Source organism: Micromonospora halotolerans (genome assembly GCF_032108445.1).
Lineage (GTDB): Bacteria > Actinomycetota > Actinomycetes > Mycobacteriales > Micromonosporaceae > Micromonospora > Micromonospora halotolerans.
Genome location: NZ_CP134876.1, coordinates 6,197,899 through 6,216,490, shown reverse-complemented (window position 1 = coordinate 6,216,490; position 18,592 = coordinate 6,197,899). Strand labels below are relative to the sequence as shown.

Sequence of the window (18,592 nt, the reverse complement as noted above, 5' to 3'; positions counted from 1 at the left end):
TGAACGTGGCGGCGTCAATGAGAGCATCATCTGTGAACGCTGTCAACACACATGATGCTTGACAGGTGTGACACACTCCGAACGTGCAGGAGACACCGACCATCACCGCAGCGGAGATCGCCCGGCTCGCCGGTGTCGGTCGGGCCGCAGTCAGCAACTGGCGCAAACGACACGCCGACTTCCCCGCCCCGGTTGGCGGCACCGCGGCCAGTCCCGAGTTCGACCTGGGGCAGGTCGAGCAGTGGCTCCACGCCCAGGGGAAACTTCCCGAGCTGGCCAGCGCCGACCGGCTGTGGCGGCATCTCGCCGCCGCGAGCCAGTCACCCGCCGCCGGCCTGGCCGCCGTCGGCGCCCTGCTCCTGGCCCGGCAACGCGGTCAAGGCCCCGGCCGTTCAGCTGATCCGCAGTTCAAGCCGCTACTGCCCGACGTCGAGGCGCTCGCCGACGAACTCGGATCGCAGGGCGCCTTCGACGCGCTGTGGCAACGGTTCTCCGCTCCCGGACCGGGCCGCCCGTTCGCCACCCCGGACGACCTGGCGGATCTGATGGTCGGGCTCGTCGGCGTCGGTGGCGGCTCTGTCCTCGACCCGGCCGCCGGCTCTGGCGCCACGTTGCGCGCCGCCGTCCGCGCCGGCTGCACCTCGGCCTACGGGCAGGAAATCGACGAGGACCTCGCCCGGCTCGCCGGATTGTGGCTGGCCCTGCGCGACGTGGCGGGGGAGGTCTGCACCGGTGACTCGCTGCGCGCCGATGCCTTCGCCGGCCGCACCTTCGACGCCGTCGTCTGCCACCCGCCGTTCGGTGCCGCCAACTGGGGCGACGAGGAGCTCGGCCACGACCCCCGCTGGATCGTCGGCACCACCCCACGTACCGAGCCGGAGCTGGCCTGGGCGCAGCACGCCCTGGCCCACCTACGCGCCGGTGGCCATGCCGTCCTGCTGATGCCACCCACCGTCGCCAGCCGACGCCCCGGCCGCCGCATCCGCGCCGAGCTGCTGCGCCGCGGCGCTTTGCGGGCCGTCATCGCGCTTCCGCCCGGCGTGGCCGCGCCGCACGGCGTACCCCTGCACCTGTGGGTGCTGCGGCGGCCGGCACCCGACGCGCCGCCTCCGGCGCGGACGCTGCTGGTGGACGCCGCTGCCGGCGACGCTGCCGAGACCTACGCGCGGATCCTCGCCGTCTGGCGCGCCTTCACCGCCGCGCCGGACGCCGACGTCGAGGAGGCCGGCTTCGCCCGGGCGGTCCCGGTCATCGAGCTGCTCGACGAGGAGGTCGACCTCACCCCCGCGCGCCGCCAACCCACCGTCGCGGGCGAGGTGACGGGGGAGCATCTGGTACGCACCAGAGAGCGCCTCGCTGCCATCGTCGGCGACCTGCCGGGGCTGATGCCGCAGGTGACTCCGTCGCCCGAGGGAACGGACGGGGAGTTCCTGTCGGTGGGCGAGCTGGCCCGCGCCGGTGCACTGCAGCTGATCGGCCCGATCCGCGCCGCGTCATCCGAGGGCGGTGAGCCCTCAGCCGGCGGGCCGTCGGTGCTGACCGTCCAGGACGTTCTGGGCGGCGAAGGTCCCTCCGGCCGGGACGACGGGCGGCTCGGCCAGGAGGTCCGGCTCGCGGCCGGGGACGTGGTGGTGCCGATGATCGCGCGCCAGCTCACCGCCCGCGTGGTGACGACCGAGGGGGCGCTGCTGGGGCGGAACCTCTACCTGCTGCGGCCCAATCCGGCGGCGCTGGACTCGTGGTTTCTCGCCGGTCAGCTGCGGACGTCGGCAAACGAGAAGCAGGCGTCGAGCCTGTCCGGGACGCTGCGGTTCGACATCCGGCGGGCCCAGGTGCGGCGGCTGCCGCTGGACGAGCAGCGCGCGCACGGGGAGGCGTTCCGGCGACTCGATGCGTTCGAGTCGGCAATCCGACAGGCGGCGACCCTTGGCGCGGAAATGGTCCAGCTCACCGCCGACGGCCTCGCGCGCGGGGCGCTCCGACCTGATCAGCGTCATCCCGGCGGCCCTCGGCGAGGTAAGGACCCCAGGAGGCCGCCGAGCTGACGGATTGGACGACGATCCGCCCCCGGGCGGGGGACTACAACGATGCAGGACAACGGGCATACTGCCTGACTTAAGGCAATCGAAAGGAACCTGGTGAGCACTAAGCACCAAGAGCTGGCGAACTTCATCTGGTCGGTGGCCGACCTGCTCCGCGGCGACTACAAGCAGTCCGAGTACGGCCGGGTGATCCTCCCGCTGACCGTGCTCCGGCGTCTCGACTGCGTGCTCGAGCCGACGAAGGACGCGGTGCTCGCCCGGCACAAGCAGCTCAAGGACATGGGCGTGCAGAACATGGACCCGGTGCTACGCAAGACCGCCGGGCTGTCGTTCTACAACACCAGCGAGATGTCCATCCGCAAGCTCCTCGGCGACCAGGACCACGTCGCGCTCAACCTGCGCGCCTACATCGGTGGCTTCTCGCCCGGCGCCGTCGACGTGCTTGACAAGTACGGCTTCGACACGCAGATCAGCCGGCTCGCCGAAGCCGGGCTGCTCTACCAGGTGGTCGCCAAGTTCGCTGATATCGACCTGCACCCGGACGTGGTCTCCAACCACCAGATGGGGTACGTCTTCGAGGAACTGATCCGCCGCTTCTCCGAAATCAGCAACGAGACCGCCGGTGAGCACTTCACCCCGCGCGAGGTCATCAAGCTGATGGTCAACCTGCTCCTCGCCCCCGACGAGGACGACCTGATCACCCCGGGCATCGTGCGCAAGGTCTACGACCCGGCCTGCGGCACCGGCGGCATGCTCAGCGAGGCTCAGGACCACATCCAGGAGCACAACCCGCACGCCACCGTCGAGGTGTACGGGCAGGAACTCAACGGCGAGACGTACGCCATCTGCCGCTCCGACATGATGCTCAAGGGCGGCGACCCGACAAAGATTGCCTTCGGCAACTCGTTCAGCCAGGACGGCCACGAGGACGAGCGGTTCGACTACATGCTCGCCAACCCGCCTTTCGGCGTGGAGTGGAAGAAGGTCGAGAAGTCCATCAAGGACGAGGCGGCCCGGGGCCACGCCGGCCGGTTCGGCGCCGGACTGCCCCGGATCAACGACGGTTCGCTGCTCTTCCTCCAGCACATGATCTCGAAGATGAAGCGCCCCGAGGACGGCGGCAGCCGGCTGGCGATCGTCTTCAACGGCTCGCCGCTCTTCACCGGCGCCGCCGGGTCGGGGGAGTCGGAGATCCGCCGCTGGATCCTGGAGAACGACTTGCTGGAGGGCGTCGTCGCGCTGCCCGACCAGTTGTTCTACAACACCGGCATCTCCACCTACTTCTGGATCCTCACCAATCGGAAGGAGCCAGCGCGCCGGCGGAAGGTCGTGCTGCTCGACGGCCGCGACTACTGGACCAGGATGCGCAAGAGCCTCGGCGACAAGCGCAAGATGCTCACCGACGAACACATCGCCGAGCTGACTCGCGCCTATGTGGAGGCCCTGTCCATCGCGGACGACCCGGAGCACGCGCAGCACGCTAAGGTGAAGGTCTTCAACACCACCGACTTCGGCTACCAGCGCATCACCGTCGAGCGTCCGCTGCGGCTGCGCTTCGAGGTCACCGAGGAGACCGTCGCGCTGCTGGCGGAAGCGAAGGCGGTCCTCAAGTACGCGGAGCGGGAGTCGCTGCTGGCGGCGGCGAAGTCATTGGTCGGTCTGCGGTCTGTGGCTCGGGCTGAGTTCGCGATCGAGGTGAACGCGTTGGGAAAGCTGCCGGCGGCCGTGGAGAAGGCGGTGTGGGTGGCGTTCTCGGCCAGCGACCCGGAGGGGGAGGTGCAGACCGACCGCAAGGGCAACCCGCTGCCGGACGCTGACCTGCGCGACAACGAGAACGTGTCGCTCGACGAGGACATCCACGACTACCTCAAGCGCGAGGTGCTGCCACACGTCCCCGACGCCTGGATCGACGAGGCCAAGACCAAGATCGGGTACGAGGTCCCCTTCACCCGCCATTTCTACGTCTATCATCCCCCGCGGTCGCTCGCGGATATCGATGCAGAAATCAAGGCCGTGGAGAACGAAATTCAGACCCTGCTCGGCAAGGTGACGCGGTGAGCGAGATAGCACCCTGGCTCGTCAACTCGCGATACGAAACCGTTCCTATTCGGTACGTGGCGAAGCTGGGGACAGGGCACACCCCGAGCCGTCAAAAGCCGGAGTACTGGCAAAACTGCGACATTCCATGGATCACGCTCGCTGATGTGTGGCAACTGCGGGACCAAAGCGCTGACCTAATCCAAGATACAAAGGAGAAAGTCAGCGCTCTTGGCCTTGCTCACTCTGCTGCCGTAAAGCACCCCGCAGGTACGGTAATTCTTTCCAGGACGGCCTCGGTTGGATTTTCTGCAATCATGGGCAAGGATATGGCGACTAGCCAGGACTTTGCCACCTGGACATGCGGCCACGGACTGCATCCGAAGTTCCTGCTTTATGTTCTGAAGGCAATGGCACCGGACCTGCGGCGGGTCGCTGCGGGATCAACACATAAAACGATCTATATGCCGGACATTGAGCAGTTGCGTACCCCCCTGCCGCCGTTGATTGAGCAGCGGCGGATCGTCGACTTCCTCGACCGGCAGACTATCCGCTTCCGGCGTGTAGTCGAGCGGCGGCAGCGCCAACTGATCCTACTAAGCGAACGCAGGCGCTCTATGCTGCCTTTGATGGTCTCCGGAGCTCACCTTTCTGCAACACCGGTTGAGACGAACGTGCCGTGGTATCCTGCCCTGCATTCCGAGGGCCAGATCGTTCCGTTATTGCGCGCGGTCCAACTGCAGCGTGGCATCGATCTGACTGCCGAGCAACGCCGGCCCGGGAATGTTGTCGTCGTAACAACCGCAGGTGTAGTCGGCGAACATGATGTGGCAATAGTAAAAGGCCCTGGCGTTGTCGTCGGAAGATATGGGTCCGCTGGCGCTGTCCACTGGGTTGGCCGAGACTTCTGGCCGCACAATACAACTCTCTATGTTCGAGACTTCAAAGGAAACGACCCTAGATTCTGTTACTACCTACTAAAATCTCTTCCCTTCGAGATGGAGCAAGCAAGATCCGCTATACCTGGTCTCAATCGGAATGATCTGCATAAGCGCGAGGTGCCTCTGCTGCCATTGGAGTTGCAGCGACAGGTCGCCCACGAGCTTGACGACGCGTTTGGTCAACTTGAGCGCTCGGAGGAATTGGTGCGGCAGAGCCTCGCGCTTCTGACAGAGCGGTATCACGCGGTCGTTACGGCGGCTGTTTGCGGCCAGCTGGATGCCTCGACGGCTGAGGGAGCGGACGTATGAGTTGCCATCAGGAGCAGTCGTTCGAGGCGGCGATCGAGGGTGCCCTACTCGGCTCTGGGTGGCTGCAAGGGGCCACCAGCAACTATGTCCGACAGTTCGGGCTGGACAGCGCCGAGCTGTTCGCGTTCATCGGCGCGACGCAGCCGGACGAGTGCACGAAGCTGCTGGCGTACCACGGCAAGAACCCGGACGAGGCACAGCGGCAATTCGCGCGGTACCTCGCCAAGCAGATCGACGAGCGCGGTCCCCTCGACGTCCTCCGTCGTGGCGTCAAGGACAAGGGCGTCCTGATCCGCCTCGCCTACTTCAAGCCTGCCCACGCCATCACCGACGACGCGCTCAAGCTCTACCGCGCCAACCGCCTCACCGTCACCCGCCAGCTCGCCTACTCGACCCAGAACCACAACACCCTCGATTTGGTGCTCTTCGTCAACGGCATCCCGCTCGCCACGGCTGAGCTGAAGAACCCGCTGACCGGCCAAACCGTCGAGGACGCCAAGAAGCAGTACCGCGAGACCCGCGACCCGAAGGAACTGCTCTTCTCGCGGCGTACCCTCGTGCACTTCGCCGTGGATCCCGACCTGGTCTTCATCACGACGAAGCTTGCTGGCGACAAGACCCGGTTCCTGCCCTTCAACATCGGCTCCGACGGGCCGGGCGTCTCCGGCGGCGCCGGCAACCCGCCTGCGGGCGCATCGGGCTACCGCAGCTCCTACCTCTGGGAGCAGATCTGGCACCCGGACACCTGGATGGACCTGGTCCGGCGGTTCCTGCACACCGACAAGGAATCGCGGGCCCTGATCTTCCCACGCTACCACCAGTGGCACGCGGTCACCCAGCTCACCGACCATGCCGCCCGCAACGGCTCCGGCCGCAACTACCTGGTCATGCACTCGGCCGGGTCTGGCAAGTCGAACACCATCGCCTGGCTGGCGCACCGGCTCTCCAGCCTGCATACCGCGCCCACACTTGACGAGGACGCCCGGGCCAAGGGACTGCGCCCCAACGAGCCGGTTTTCGACAAGGTCGTCATCATCACCGATCGGGTGGTGCTGGACCGGCAGTTGCAGGACACGGTGTTCCAGTTCGAGCACGTGCCGGGCGTGGTGCAGCGGATCGACAAGGACTCCGCCCAGCTCGCTGCCGCCCTCCAGGGCGAGACGGCGAAGATCATCATCACCACGATGCAGAAGTTCCCCTTCATCCTCGACAAGGTGCAGGGGCTCAAGGGCAAGCGGTTCGCGGTCATCGTCGACGAGGCGCACTCGTCGCAGTCCGGCGACTCGGCTGCCGGGCTGAAGAAGGTGCTGCTCAAGCTCGGCAGCGACGACGTGGACGAGTCGGGCGACCTGCTCACCGCCTCGGCGTTGGCCCGCGGCCGGCACGAGACGCTGTCGTACTTCGCGTTCACCGCCACACCGAAGCCGAAGACCCTCGAACTCTTCGGCACGCCGCACCCGGTCACCGGCAACCCGCAGCCGTTCCACACGTACTCGATGCGCCAGGCCATCGACGAGGGCTTCATCCTCGACGTGCTACGCAACTACCTGACCTACAAGGCGTACTGGAAGCTGGCCAACGCCAACCCCGACGACCCGGAGGTCGACCCGAAGAAGGCCGGCGCCCAGCTCGCCCGCTTCGCCAGCCTGCACCCCACCATGCAGGCCCAGAAGGCTGAGATCATCATCGAGCACTTCCGCAAGCACACCGCGTTGCGTCTCGGCGGGCGCGCCAAGGCGATGGTGGCCACCGGCTCCCGCGAGGCCGCCGTCCGCCTGCAGACCGCCATCAAGAAGTACGTCGAGATGCAGCAGTACGTGGGCTGCGACTCCCTGGTCGCCTTCTCCGGCGACCTGGAGATCGACGGGGTCGAGCACACCGAGGCGCGGAGCAACGGGTTCAGCGAGGGTGAGCTGCCCGAGCGGTTCGCCTACACGGCCGCCGACGACAAGTACGCCGGCACGCCGAAGGCCAAGCAGGACGTCGAGTACAAGATCCTGGTCGTCGCCGAGAAGTACCAGACCGGCTTCGATCAGCCGCTGCTCACCACGATGTACGTGGACAAGCTGCTCAAGAGCGTCGCCGCGGTCCAGACCCTGTCCCGGCTCAACCGCACCCACCCGCTCAAGGCACAGGGAGACGTCTTCGTCCTCGACTTCGTCAACGAGGCCGGAGACGTCGCCGAGCAGTTCAAGCCGTACTTCGAAACCGCCGCCACCACCCCCACCGACCCCAACCTGCTCTACACTGCGCAGAACGCGGTGACCGGCTACCCGGTCCTGGTCGACTCGGAGATGCAGGCGTACGCCGAGGCGCTGCTCGCCGCGGAGCAGAAGGCGACCAGCGACACCGCCCTCCAGCGGGCCCACGCCTCCCTCTACCGCTTCACGGAGCCGGCGGTGCAACGCTTCAAGGCCCTGGCCGACGACGACCATGAGGCCGCGGACGGCTTTCGGTCCGCGCTGCGCGACTACACCCGGATGTACGCGTTCCTCAGCCAGATCGTCCCCTACCAGGACGCGGACCTGGAACGGCTCTACCTGTACGGGCGGGCTCTGCTGAACCGGCTGCCGCGCCGGCAGGACCCGTCGGTGGACATCGGCGAGGTGCAGCTGACCCACCTGCGCGTTGCCAAGACCGGTGAGCACGACGCGTCGCTGTCGCCGGAAGGGGAGCAGATGCTGCCCGGCTTCGTCGGCGAGGGAGCGGGGCGTCAGCACGATCTGGAGAAGGTGGCGTTGTCCGAGTTGATCGACGTGTTCAACGACAAGTTCGGCATCGGGCTGGGCGAGGCCGACAAGGTCTGGGTCGAACAGCAGATCGTCGCCCTGGCCGAGGACGGCACCCTCGAAGCCGCCGCAATGGTCAACGACGAAAGCAACTTCGGCGTCGTCTGCGACAAGCGGATCGAGGACGTGATCCTGTCCCGGCACGACGACAACGGCAAGCTGATGCAGCGTTACCTGGACGACGAGAACCTGCGGTCGCAGCTCAACCAGTTCGCGCGCCGACAGGCGTACCAGATGATCCGGCGCCGCAAGGGCATCGCCTGACTTTCCCAACTCTGCCGAGAGGAGGACGGGTGTCCCCGTCCGACCCACCCTTCCACCTCTGGATCGCCGTGGACGACACGCGGACCGTGGCTGCTCTGGCTCCGCTCAGGGTGTCCAAGGCACCACTCAAGCACGAGTGGGGCAGCATGACGGACCTGCGAGGCGCGCCGGCGCCTCAGAAACCTCCCAATGTCGCCGCCATCATCGTCCTAGCCACGCTGGTGTTGATCGGCGCTCTGGGGCTGTTCTTCAGCGGTGTGCCTGCACTGGCCGTGTTTGTCCTGGCGGTATTGGTACTTGGGCTCTCCTTGGCGGGGGTGTTATCGCAAGCACCGCCTCCTCGGGTGGTGGCGCCAGACCAGGCGGCGTTCCCGGAACTACACCGCGAGTTACACGAGAACGAGGAGCGAGAGGAATTCTCTCAGCTGGTCGCGTTGGCCGAGCGAGCTGGCCGCGCCCTCCCTGACGTGGAAGAAGCAATTGAACCGGCCCAGGGAGGGCGGCTGCTCGCGCAGATGTTGTGGGAGGCCGCGGAGATTCTCAGCCGTCGGCAGCAGCTTCGCCCGCGGGTCGTCCGCCGTCACCACCAGCCGCTGCCGATTCGGACGCCGAACAATCATGCTTTTCAGGCTCTTGTTAAGCAGCGGGAGAAGGCAACAACGCTCTGGGAGCAGACCGAGGCGGAACTGGCCCGGATTCAGACCGCCCTCGAACTCGCAGCCTTGGCTGGGGAGAACGCCGCCCACGACCCCGATGCCCTTGAGGCGGTTCGCGAGGCGTACCGGGAGTTGGCGGATCTATACGGTGAGCGGTTCTAGCTGAGCGAACCAGCGGAATCTGCGGCCGGATGCAGGGGGAGTCGGATGCAGGCGCAGGAGCGGGTGGCCGAGCGGTACGAGTTGACGTACCCGCTCGGTCATGGCGGCATGGGGGAGGTGTGGGCCGGCTTCGACGAGAAGCTGGACCGACCGGTCGCCATCAAGTTCCTCCGCAAGCTCACCATTCCCGAGCACGAACGGGACAGCACAGTCGAACGCTTCATGCGGGAAGCCAGGGTTACGGCCAGGTTGGACCACCCCGGTGTGCCGAGCGTCCACGACGTGGGTTACCACGGTGACGACATCTACATCGTCATGCAGCTCGTGCCGGGCGTGGTCCTGGCGGATCTGATCGCCGAACGGGGCTGGCTCGCAATGCCGTGGGCCGCCGCGATCGGCGCACAGATCTGCTCCGTGCTCGCGGCCGCCCACGCCGCGTCCCTGGTACACCGGGACCTGAAGCCGCAGAACCTCATGGTCACCCCGACCGGTGCGGTCAAGGTCCTCGACTTCGGCGTGGCAGCACTGCTCGGGCCTGACGTGCCCCGGCTGACCGCCACCAGCCACACCCTCGGTACGCCCACGTACATGGCTCCAGAGCAGGCGCTTAACAGCACGGTCGGGCCGAGGGCCGACCTCTATGCGCTGGGTTGTGTTCTGTTCGAGCTGCTGACGGGAAACCCGCCGTACCGAGCGGACACCGCGCTCGGCTTGCTGCACCGGCACATGAACGATCCGATCCCCTCGGTGGCCGAGCATCGGGCCGGTGTGCCCGATGGCCTCGTGTCGATCGTCGGGCGGATGCTCGCGAAGGACCCGCAGGACCGTCCCGGCTCTGCCGCCGAGGTGTACGGAATCCTGGCGCCGTTCGGCACGGTCGAGCCCGGGGTGGCCGAGGATCTGGCGCTGCAGATTGGTGATGGTCAGTCGATCGACCCCACCATGCCGCACCGGTACCCCTTCGGCCCGCTGCCCCCGCGTACGCCGCCGCTGTCGCCGTCGCGGGTCGACATCGTTCGGCCTCGCGTTGCCCCTGAGCTCGTCGAGCCGCCGTCGCTAGATCACTTGGCGGAGGTGGAGGAGCGTGCCTGGGAACTTGCTGAGGAGGAGCGGTTCACCCAGGCCGCCGAGCTGCTCGAAACGGCGCTGCGTCCGATCAGGAGGGGGCGCGGCGCCAAGCAGCCGAGGGTCCTGGAACTACGGCTTTACCTGGCCAACCTCCACGTCCTCGCGGGCGCGTTCCGGCAGGCGCTGGCTGAGTTCCAGCGGCTCATACCCGATCTGGCTCAACGTCCCGTCCCCGACCAGGAGCTGATCTGGCAGTGCCGGCAGCAGGCGGCGATGTGCCAGGCGGAGCTGGGAGAGGCGGCTGAGGCGCTCCGTGAGTTGGAAGCGCTGCTGGCCGAGGAACAGCAGACAATGCCTTCGGGCTCGCCCGGGCTCTTCGCGTTGCGTCAGCAGATTGCCATGCTCGCTGCTGGCGTCGGTGACGTGACCGCTGCTCGGAACAAACTGATGGAGCTGCTCGGGGACATCGGCGCCAGGCAGGGGCCACAGTCACCGGCGGCGGTGGAAATCCAAGCCTTGCTGGTTCATCTCGATCGTTTGGACGAAAGCGTCCCAGGCGAGACAGGCGGAGGGCGAGAGGAGCGATGAGCGTGTTCGAACTCGAAGCTACGGTCAAGCACTGCGTCGAGCGAGTGGAGCGGTGGATGCACGAGAGGCCGCATCGAGAGAACACCATCCTCTTGGGTCGGCTACGCCAACTTCCTACCGTCGCCGGTCTGGCCGAGACCGGAAGTCTCTCCGAGTGCTCGACGTGGTGATTTGGATGCAGAAGCGTGAAAACCGTCTGAAGATGGGCTGCGAGGCCGTCTGACTGCTGTCTCGATCGCCAGCGGAAGCGGTCGAGGGGCTGTCATAGGTGCGCTAGGGAGGTGGGGTTGACTTGACTGCGGCATGGATGATCCGAGCGGGGAGCAGCGGCGAGCGCGAGCAGGAAGCAATGGCTGAAGGACTTGCCATCCTTGGCTGGACCGAACTCGGTGCCCTCACCGAATGTCAATCTCGCGAGCAGCTCCGCGACTTCGTCAGAGAAGCCTATCCCGACGAGAGCGAGCGGGTCATCGCCAACTGGACCGGGCAGATTTGGCGGGTCATCGGCCAAGCTGAGGAAGGCGACCTTGTCGTTATGCCCCTCAAAACCAGGAACGGCACGATTGCCATAGGTCAGATTGCGGGACCCTACCGGTACCGCGCTGCCGCGCCTGAAGGCTTCCGGCATGTGCGCCCGGTCAAGTGGCTGAACACCAGTGTGTCGAAGAGCCTGATCAAGTCCGACCTGCTCCACAGCCTGGGTTCCCTGCTCACGGTCTGTGCCCTCACCCGTTACGACGCCCCGCGACGGATCAGGGAGCTCGCCGAGAGCCAGATCGATCCAGGGCGCCCTCCATCGGGTCTGGAAACGGACGACCTCGACACCGTGGATGCGCTGCTGGACCACGCCGTGGAAGTTGCCGAACGCGATTCGGTGCGCCTTACCGTGCGCGAGCTAATCGAGCGGTGGGATTTCACGAGGCGAACAGCCCAGACCGTTGAGCAGATCAGCGCCGATCTGGCGGATCGTGGCCTCACTACCCGCCCCTCCTTTACTAGTGTCTCACTCGACTCCGAAGTGGCGCTCGTGCCGGCGAAGACAGAGCCGACCAGCGACGCAGCGGTCGGAGCCGATGAACCCGAGGACGAAGCCGATGTCATCCGGGCGGCTGACGCGCTACGAGTGGGGCAACTTCAAGCAGGCAACTCGGGGGTGGTAGGCGTCCGCCTCGGTGACTCTCTCCAACTCGCCACCACGCTGATGCTTAAGTTCAACTACTCACAACTGGCAGTCTTCGACGACCACGGGAACCTGTATGGCGCCGTCAGTTGGGAATCGATCAGCAAGGCCCAACTCTCGCGGAGCCGAGTAGATCTTGCCGACGTGACAGTGTCCGCTCGGGTTGTCGAGCACGATGAGCACCTCCTGAATCAGATCGAAGAGATCTGCTCGCGCGGGTTCGTCTTCGTGCGCGGCGTAGATCGCCGAAGCATCTCGGGGATCATCACCGCCTCCGACCTGACCGAGAAGTTCGGTAACATGACCCGTCCCTTCGCGCTGCTCGAGGAGATTGAGCTGAGGCTGCGGCGACGGGTGCAGAGCCGGCTTCCCTTCGAGGATGTCCGAGGCGCTACGCGTCAGCCGAACCGGGTCAAGTCCGTTGACGACCTTAGCCTCGGCAACTACAAGCACATTCTCAAGGACGAAGACACCTTCAAGCTTCTGGGATGGCGCCTCGACTACGGGATCTTCATAGAGCAGTTGGACCGAGTGACCAAGATTCGCAATGAGGTCATGCACTTCTCGCCCGACCCTGTGACGTCGGATCAACTGGAGGTCGTTCTGGCGTTCGCAAACATGATCAGAGCGGTTGACGTCAGCTAAAAACTCCTAACAGAATGATCTAGGCGGACGCGTGAGTATGTCCGTGATGGACGATCAACTACAGTGATCGGCCGTGAGGCGAGGTGAGCAGCCGCCGTGGATCGTTTCGGACGACCTGTGGGCCGAGGTCGAGCCGTTGCTGCCGCCTCGCCCGCCTCGTCGGCGGCGCTATCCCGGTCGCAAGCCGCTTGATGACCGGAAGGTGTTGTGCGGGGTCTTGTTCGTGCTCTACACCGGGATCCCGTGGGAGTACCTACCCCAAGAGCTCGGGTTTGGGTCAGGCATGGCCTGCTGGTGGCGGCTACGAGACTGGAACGATGCCGGCGTGTGGCAACGACTGCACGAGCTTCTACTGGGCAAACTCCGGGCCGCCGGTCAACTGGACATGTCCCGGGCGGTGATCGACGGCTCCCACATCCGGGCGCTCAAAGGGGGCCCAAAACCGGCCCGAGCCCGGTCGACCGCCGCAAGCCAGGCCCGAAACACCACGTCATCACCGACGCGGGCGGCATCCCCCTCGCCGTCAGCCTGACCGGCGGCAACCGCCACGACGTCATCCAACTGATGCCCCTGGTCGACAAGGTTCCCCGGATCAAGGGCATCCGCGGTCGACCCCGGCAGCGGCCCGAGCGGATCTACGCCGACCGGGGCTACGACTACGACATCTACCGCCGCCAGCTCCGCGGCAGGGGGCATCACCCCGGTCATCGCCCGACGCGGCGTCGACCACGGCTCCGGCCTCGGCACCCGACGCTGGGTCATCGAGCAGACCATCGCCCTGCTGCACTGGTTCCGCCGGCTACGCATCCGCTGGGAGATCCGCGACGACATCCACCAAGCCTTCCTCACCCTCGCCTGCTCCATCGTCTGCTGGCGGCGACTCCAACGCTCAAAGAGTTAGGAGTTCTAACTGACGACACGGCCGTCGGTATCCTGAACGGGCGCGGCTGCGCTGGCTCTGACGTGCGCGGGGGCAGCGGCGATTGCTGTGGGTGGGCAGAATATCGAAGATGGATCTCCGTCAAGCCCTAGACATCGTCGCGCAGCCCTTGACGTTTGCTGGTGTGAGCGACAGCCAGCTCTGCCTCGACGTGCAGGCATACGCCGACCAAGACCTCGGCGTGCGGCACATCCCTGCACTGCATGGTGAGGCGACGGTGCGACCGGTGGACGTCCTACTCCGGCTCGCTGTCGCGACGAAGCCGGAATACCAGACCGATCTGTACGAAGTGCACCAACACTGGTCACTGCTGCGGTATCTGGGACTGTTCGACGCCGACCCGGACGGGCAGCTCTGCTTGTCGTCTGCGGGGCAGCGGATCGGCGGAAACCAGCGCCGGGTCACTTCGGAGGAACTGGGCGTCGGTTTCGCGGTGCACCGAGCTGAGGAGTGGATGGCGAACCGATGGCCCGACAGCGCGATCGCACGTGTCGTCGACATCGACGTCGCCCTCGCCAGCGGCTTCATTAGGGCAGGCGCGGTGAAAGCGTCGGTCACGCAGCGCCGCAGCCGGCGCCCCGACTACTTGCTGATCGCGGAAATTCCGGGGAGCGACGACCGCTACCGCTACGCCGTGGTCGAGTGCAAGGGCACCAAGAACTGGGGGTACGGGCTGAAGCAGATGGCCTCGGCGTGCGTGCAGCTGCGCGGGGTGGCCGTCGCCGGTCGCCAACCTCCAGGCCTCGCGGTCGGCACGGTTCTAGCAGACAACTGGGTCTACTGCAGGGCGCTGGAACTGTCGCCTGGACGGCGTCGGACCGTCCTAGAGCCGACGCACCGCGTCGAGGTGTCGGAGTTGTTCGAGGACGCGGCAGAGGTGCACGTCGAGCGTGAGACGTTCGAGCGGACCGTACACGTCGACATCGACGAGGGCGAGCCGCTATCCGCCGAAAACCTGGTGCGGGCCGGTGTTCAGTCATCCTGGGCAAGCCTCGCCGACTTTGCCGGCAACGACTACGCCTTCCGGACATGGGCGCCCCCGGTTTACCGCGCGAGGCTAGACAGGGACGCGGATGCACGGCCACAGCGGGTCCGACGCCAGACGCCCGACGGTCTGGAGGTCGTGGGCGTTCGAAATCTGATCACCTTGCCCGGCGGCGAGTTGGAAGTGGTGTTTGGTCTGGCTGCGGAGGTCGACGACGCCCTCAGTGAGAGCGACGCGGACCAGGTGATTGAGGCCCAACAGAGCGTCGCCGAGCGGGGTACGCCCGATCGGACGTCCTCCGGGCGCGAGCCGGATGAGATCGTCACGGCGGTTTCTAAAGAAGGTGCTGTGTTGATGCTCGCTCCACAGTAGGGGAGAGGGGGCCCCAATCGGACCGGTGTTCTCGTCTGCGGCGACGATAAAGCCGAGATCAGTGCGCCTGGCGAATTCGGACCTGGTCGTGCCCGCCGACGACTTCGGCGGCGACCTGAGCGTAGCCAGTGCCGCCGCGGTCGCATGGTGCGCCGAGATCAGCGTGAAAAGCACGGCGAGACCCAGGCGATCGCCGATGATCGCCTGGCCGTGGAGCGTGACGTGCTGCGGCCGCTGCCGTCACTGCGGTTGGAGGGCCCTCGCGGTGTCAGCCGCAAGGTCGACAAGCTGTCCACGGTGCGGATGTGCCGAGGTGACGACGCCGGCCAAGCGCGACAGCTCACTGAGCGCGACGAGTTCGCCGAGGATGCCCTCGCTGTCAGAAGCCGTGGTGCAGACGAGCCGCGCGGCGGCGGCCGGGCTCCGGGTGGCTCGCCAGGCATAGAGGCGCTCGGCGAGGCTGGCGGCGCCACAGCTGTAGGGCATCGAAATTTGGCCGATGAGGACATGCGCTTGGGCCGCTGGGAGGACGTCGTCCCGTCGGTGGCTACCGATAGCCTTTCGCCAAAGGACGTGAGAGGGATGGCGATGGGCCTTCGTGATGTTGGGTTTGGACGGCTGAAGGGCGTTGCCGACGCCGCTGGACGGATGGTTGCCGACAGCACGAGCGTCGCGAGGCAGCTTGTCGCTGATGCTGCTGGCGATGCCCAGGAGAGGGTGAAGCAGTCCGCCGAGCAGGTGATGGCGAAGGTCGGAGAAGTCAAGGAGGGCCTGTCGGCCTGGTCGTCCGGCAACCCCGCCGATGTCGGCGACTTGTCCGCGCTCAGCGCGGACGGGAAGTTGCTCTATTGTCGGGTGTTGGTGAGCTTGGCTCTGGTCGACGGCCTCCTCGATCCTCGCGAGATCGCGAATCTGTACTTGTTCGCATCGACGATTGGTCTCGACGGCGAAGCGCGATCGGAGTTGCGCAGGGAGATCACTGGGGCGCAACGCGATACGGCGAGCGACGCAGGGGTCCCCGACGCCACGGTGGAGCTGTCCAGAAAATTGCACGACTGCCTCGAGGAGGATCAGCGCGAGCCGGTGTTCACGGTGCTGGTGCGCGATCTGGTGCGAATCTCGCGTGCTGACAGACATGCTGCAGACGTCGAGCGTGAGCGAATCGTGCTGGTCGCAGGACTCGTGTTCGCCGAGTCAGCTGACAAGGTCGTGGAGGCGACCGAACGGTTCGTGATTGCGGAAGAGGACTTTGCTTCCGGCAAGATCACGACCAGCCAGTTGGAGGCCACCACCAAGGACATTGCTGCCAAGGCGGCTGCGTTCGGTGCCCCGATCGCCGCGATCAGTCTTGCTGGCAGCGTCTCCGGCCTCAGCGGGGCGGGAATCACCTCGGGTTTGGCGGCCCTGGGGTTCGGCGGTCTGCTGGGCCTGAGCGCGATGGTCACCGGGATCGGCACCGTGGTGATTCTCGGGGTCGCGGTCCACCAAGGCGCGCGTTGGGTCCTGGCCACCAACGAGCGTGAACGAGAAAATCGGCGCGAGCATCTGATTCAGCAGGTCATCAAGAGTCACCAGCAGGCGATGGCCGAGCTCACTGACGACATCGCGGGGCTCGGTCACCGGATGGAGGCCTACCTCACCCAGACCACGAGGAACGAGGAGCGACTCGCCACTCTCAGGGATGAGTTGGCCGCCTTCCAGTTGGCCCTGGTGAATCTGCAGTCCAGTCAGGAGGCCTTCGAACGGCGGGAGCCGCTCAGTGTCGGGTGACCAGCTTTCGGCTGCCGCGGTCGTGGCTTACCAGGCCGTCACGCTGACCGAACTGCGGGGCTTGTTCGACCAGGTGGAATTCGACCTCAAGGATGTCCTCGAACGCGAACTTCGCGTCAGCGACACCCTGGACTCGGTCGAGTCCGAGTTCGATGCGGTGCGCGCCCGTCTCCAGGCAATGGGCGTCCTCGTACTAGCTCAAGAGTCCCAGTCGAGCGCAGTGGCCACTGTGAGTGTCGAGACACCGAGCTACCCCCGTTACGCCGTGCCCATCGTCCCGACCGATAGCGACTTCGATCAGCTCGTCAGGCTTGCCGAAGCCCGGTTGGATCTGTTGGGTATCGATCTGACCCGGGACCCGCTCCAGCAGGTTCTTCCCTCCGGCCAGATAGCTCGCAGCCTGCGCAGCTACACCGAGGAACATGGCGACATCAGCTGGGACAAGACCGACTGGACGGTCGTCCTGGTTGCCGGAGCCCTCGCGACTCTCCTCGACGTCATCCTCGTCCGCATCCCCCAGGACTCCACCTTCCTAGGCAAGACGCGGATGGGATCGCCCCTCACCAAATGGCTCAAGGACAAGGATCGGGCTCGAGACGTCCACGCCCGATTCTTCAAGGGCTTCGAAAAACTGGCCAAAGTGCCCTATGACGCCCCCACCACGATGGCCACCGGAGGCCTGGTCAGCGGCATGCGGCCAGCTACCCATCGGCTCCAGAGCCTCGGCCACGATCCGGCCCTGGGATTCCTCTACGGCGTGGCAGATCTCATGCACGGCACCGGCACCTACATCGACAAGGCAGGGCAACTGATCCAGGTCCCAACCGGCGCCACTCCGATCGACCTGATCACCGCCCTCATCACCCAGGTGCGCCATCTGCTCTCGGACGTCTACACACCTGCCGGCCTGCAGCCCCCATTCTTCAGCCTGCTTCAACTCGGACAGATCACTTCCCCGTTCGCACTAGGCCCCTCCGGTGTCAAGGTGCCCTGGACCGACGTCGCCCGCTACATGTATACGAACGGCTACGACCTGCGCCACTTCTTCACAATGGGCATCACTCCTGGCGTCGTGTCCGCAATCATCCGCGGGTACTGGCTTCTCAAGAGCTACGCCACCGGCGGTACCGCAGCGCAACGGAAGCTGGAGCACGCCAAACTCACCTCCATGCTGCTACTCGGGCACACCATCGCCACCTCAGGCACACTTCTCAAGACCGGGCTGCTGTTTGGCATGAACCCGGCCGCCCTCAACTACAACCAGATTCTCGCCATGGCGCCCGCCACCATCGCCTGGTTCAAAGAAGCCATCGCCCGCGACCATCGAATCAATCAAGCCCTGGAGAAGGAATGGGAATTGCTCCTCACCGAATCCGAGGGGCAATCGTCATCAGCGAGCCAAGCCACGAGCCTGGGCAGACTGTCAATCTGACTGTCTTACATCGGCCTCGCTCGTCCGGCTCAGCCCGTACTCCTGAGCCAGCCGCGGCTCGCTCGGCAGCGGCGGCGCCGGATGCCGGGGGAGCGGACCGAGCTTGAGGATGCGGCGACCCGAGGCAGCGGATCGGTTGCAGCAGCGGGCCCGGCACTTCGAATCCCCGCCAAGCAGGGGCGCGGGCTGCGCGACAAAGCGAGCGTGCCAGCCGATTAGCCGCCGGCGGCCTCCCGCCCGAGATGAGGAGCAGGTTGGGAGCTACCGGATGCACTGAACCCGGGACGGCCCTGCGCGGAGTCCGGCTTGGTATTGCGCACTGTCAGCGTGCCCGGCGATCGAGGCGTCTGTCCGTGCATGGCCCAGTACCGCAAGGTCGATAGCGTTCAGGACTAACCGGCAGGCTCGACTC

General features: G+C 66.0%; 11 protein-coding genes and 1 pseudogene. All 12 read left to right on the top strand.

The window, feature by feature from the left end; genetic code table 11:
• The first annotated feature begins 83 nt into the window (after positions 1 to 83).
• Positions 84 to 2,045: an N-6 DNA methylase gene (locus RMN56_RS29210; RefSeq protein WP_313721059.1), complete on the top strand. Its 1,962-nt coding sequence runs from the start codon at positions 84 to 86 to the stop codon at positions 2,043 to 2,045.
• Between the two features lie 93 nt (positions 2,046 to 2,138).
• Entirely contained in the window at positions 2,139 to 4,100 is a 1,962-nt protein-coding gene (locus RMN56_RS29205) for a type I restriction-modification system subunit M (RefSeq protein WP_313721058.1), read from the top strand.
• Positions 4,097 to 5,329 (top strand): restriction endonuclease subunit S, encoded by a 1,233-nt coding sequence (locus RMN56_RS29200; protein ID WP_313721056.1) that lies wholly within the window; start codon positions 4,097 to 4,099, stop codon positions 5,327 to 5,329. Before RMN56_RS29205 ends, RMN56_RS29200 begins: the two co-directional genes overlap by 4 nt.
• Entirely contained in the window at positions 5,326 to 8,382 is a 3,057-nt protein-coding gene (locus tag RMN56_RS29195) for a type I restriction endonuclease subunit R (RefSeq protein ID WP_313721055.1), read from the top strand. Before RMN56_RS29200 ends, RMN56_RS29195 begins: the two co-directional genes overlap by 4 nt.
• Positions 8,383 to 8,450: 68 nt before the next feature.
• Complete coding sequence (locus tag RMN56_RS29190) at positions 8,451 to 9,200, top strand: hypothetical protein (RefSeq protein WP_313721054.1); 750 nt, start codon at positions 8,451 to 8,453, stop codon at positions 9,198 to 9,200.
• Positions 9,201 to 9,245: 45 nt separating this feature from the next.
• A complete protein-coding gene (locus RMN56_RS29185; RefSeq protein WP_313721053.1) occupies positions 9,246 to 10,856 on the top strand; it encodes a serine/threonine-protein kinase in 1,611 nt (536 codons plus the stop codon).
• A gap of 307 nt (positions 10,857 to 11,163) precedes the next feature.
• Positions 11,164 to 12,681, top strand: a complete 1,518-nt coding sequence (locus tag RMN56_RS29180; protein ID WP_512699747.1) for a CBS domain-containing anti-phage protein — start codon at positions 11,164 to 11,166, stop codon at positions 12,679 to 12,681.
• Positions 12,682 to 12,754: 73 nt separating this feature from the next.
• The gene (locus RMN56_RS32810; protein WP_376787242.1) at positions 12,755 to 13,213 is read left to right on the top strand and encodes a transposase; all 459 of its coding nucleotides are present in this window, start codon (positions 12,755 to 12,757) and stop codon (positions 13,211 to 13,213) included.
• Positions 13,171 to 13,582 (top strand): annotated as a pseudogene (locus RMN56_RS32805) (transposase); the annotation flags it as partial. The gene RMN56_RS32810 and the pseudogene RMN56_RS32805, both read left to right, overlap by 43 nt.
• 109 nt (positions 13,583 to 13,691) lie before the next feature.
• Positions 13,692 to 14,978, top strand: a complete 1,287-nt coding sequence (locus RMN56_RS29170; protein ID WP_313721051.1) for a hypothetical protein — start codon at positions 13,692 to 13,694, stop codon at positions 14,976 to 14,978.
• Between the two features lie 144 nt (positions 14,979 to 15,122).
• Complete coding sequence (locus RMN56_RS29165; protein WP_313721050.1) at positions 15,123 to 16,748, top strand: TerB family tellurite resistance protein; 1,626 nt, start codon at positions 15,123 to 15,125, stop codon at positions 16,746 to 16,748.
• Complete coding sequence (locus tag RMN56_RS29160) at positions 16,738 to 18,180, top strand: hypothetical protein (RefSeq protein WP_313721049.1); 1,443 nt, start codon at positions 16,738 to 16,740, stop codon at positions 18,178 to 18,180. Before RMN56_RS29165 ends, RMN56_RS29160 begins: the two co-directional genes overlap by 11 nt.
• The last annotated feature ends 412 nt before the right edge of the window (positions 18,181 to 18,592 follow it).

Bases quoted from the DNA above. Each gene is read 5' to 3' on its own strand.
- RMN56_RS29195 (WP_313721055.1), top strand. From the start codon at position 5,326: ATGAGTTGCCATCAGGAGCAGTCGTTCGAGGCGGCGATCGAGGGTGCC.
- RMN56_RS29185 (WP_313721053.1), top strand. From the start codon at position 9,246: ATGCAGGCGCAGGAGCGGGTGGCCGAGCGGTACGAGTTGACGTACCCG.
- RMN56_RS29180 (WP_512699747.1), top strand. From the start codon at position 11,164: ATGATCCGAGCGGGGAGCAGCGGCGAGCGCGAGCAGGAAGCAATGGCT.
- RMN56_RS29170 (WP_313721051.1), top strand. From the start codon at position 13,692: ATGGATCTCCGTCAAGCCCTAGACATCGTCGCGCAGCCCTTGACGTTT.
- RMN56_RS29165 (WP_313721050.1), top strand. From the start codon at position 15,123: ATGGTGCGCCGAGATCAGCGTGAAAAGCACGGCGAGACCCAGGCGATC.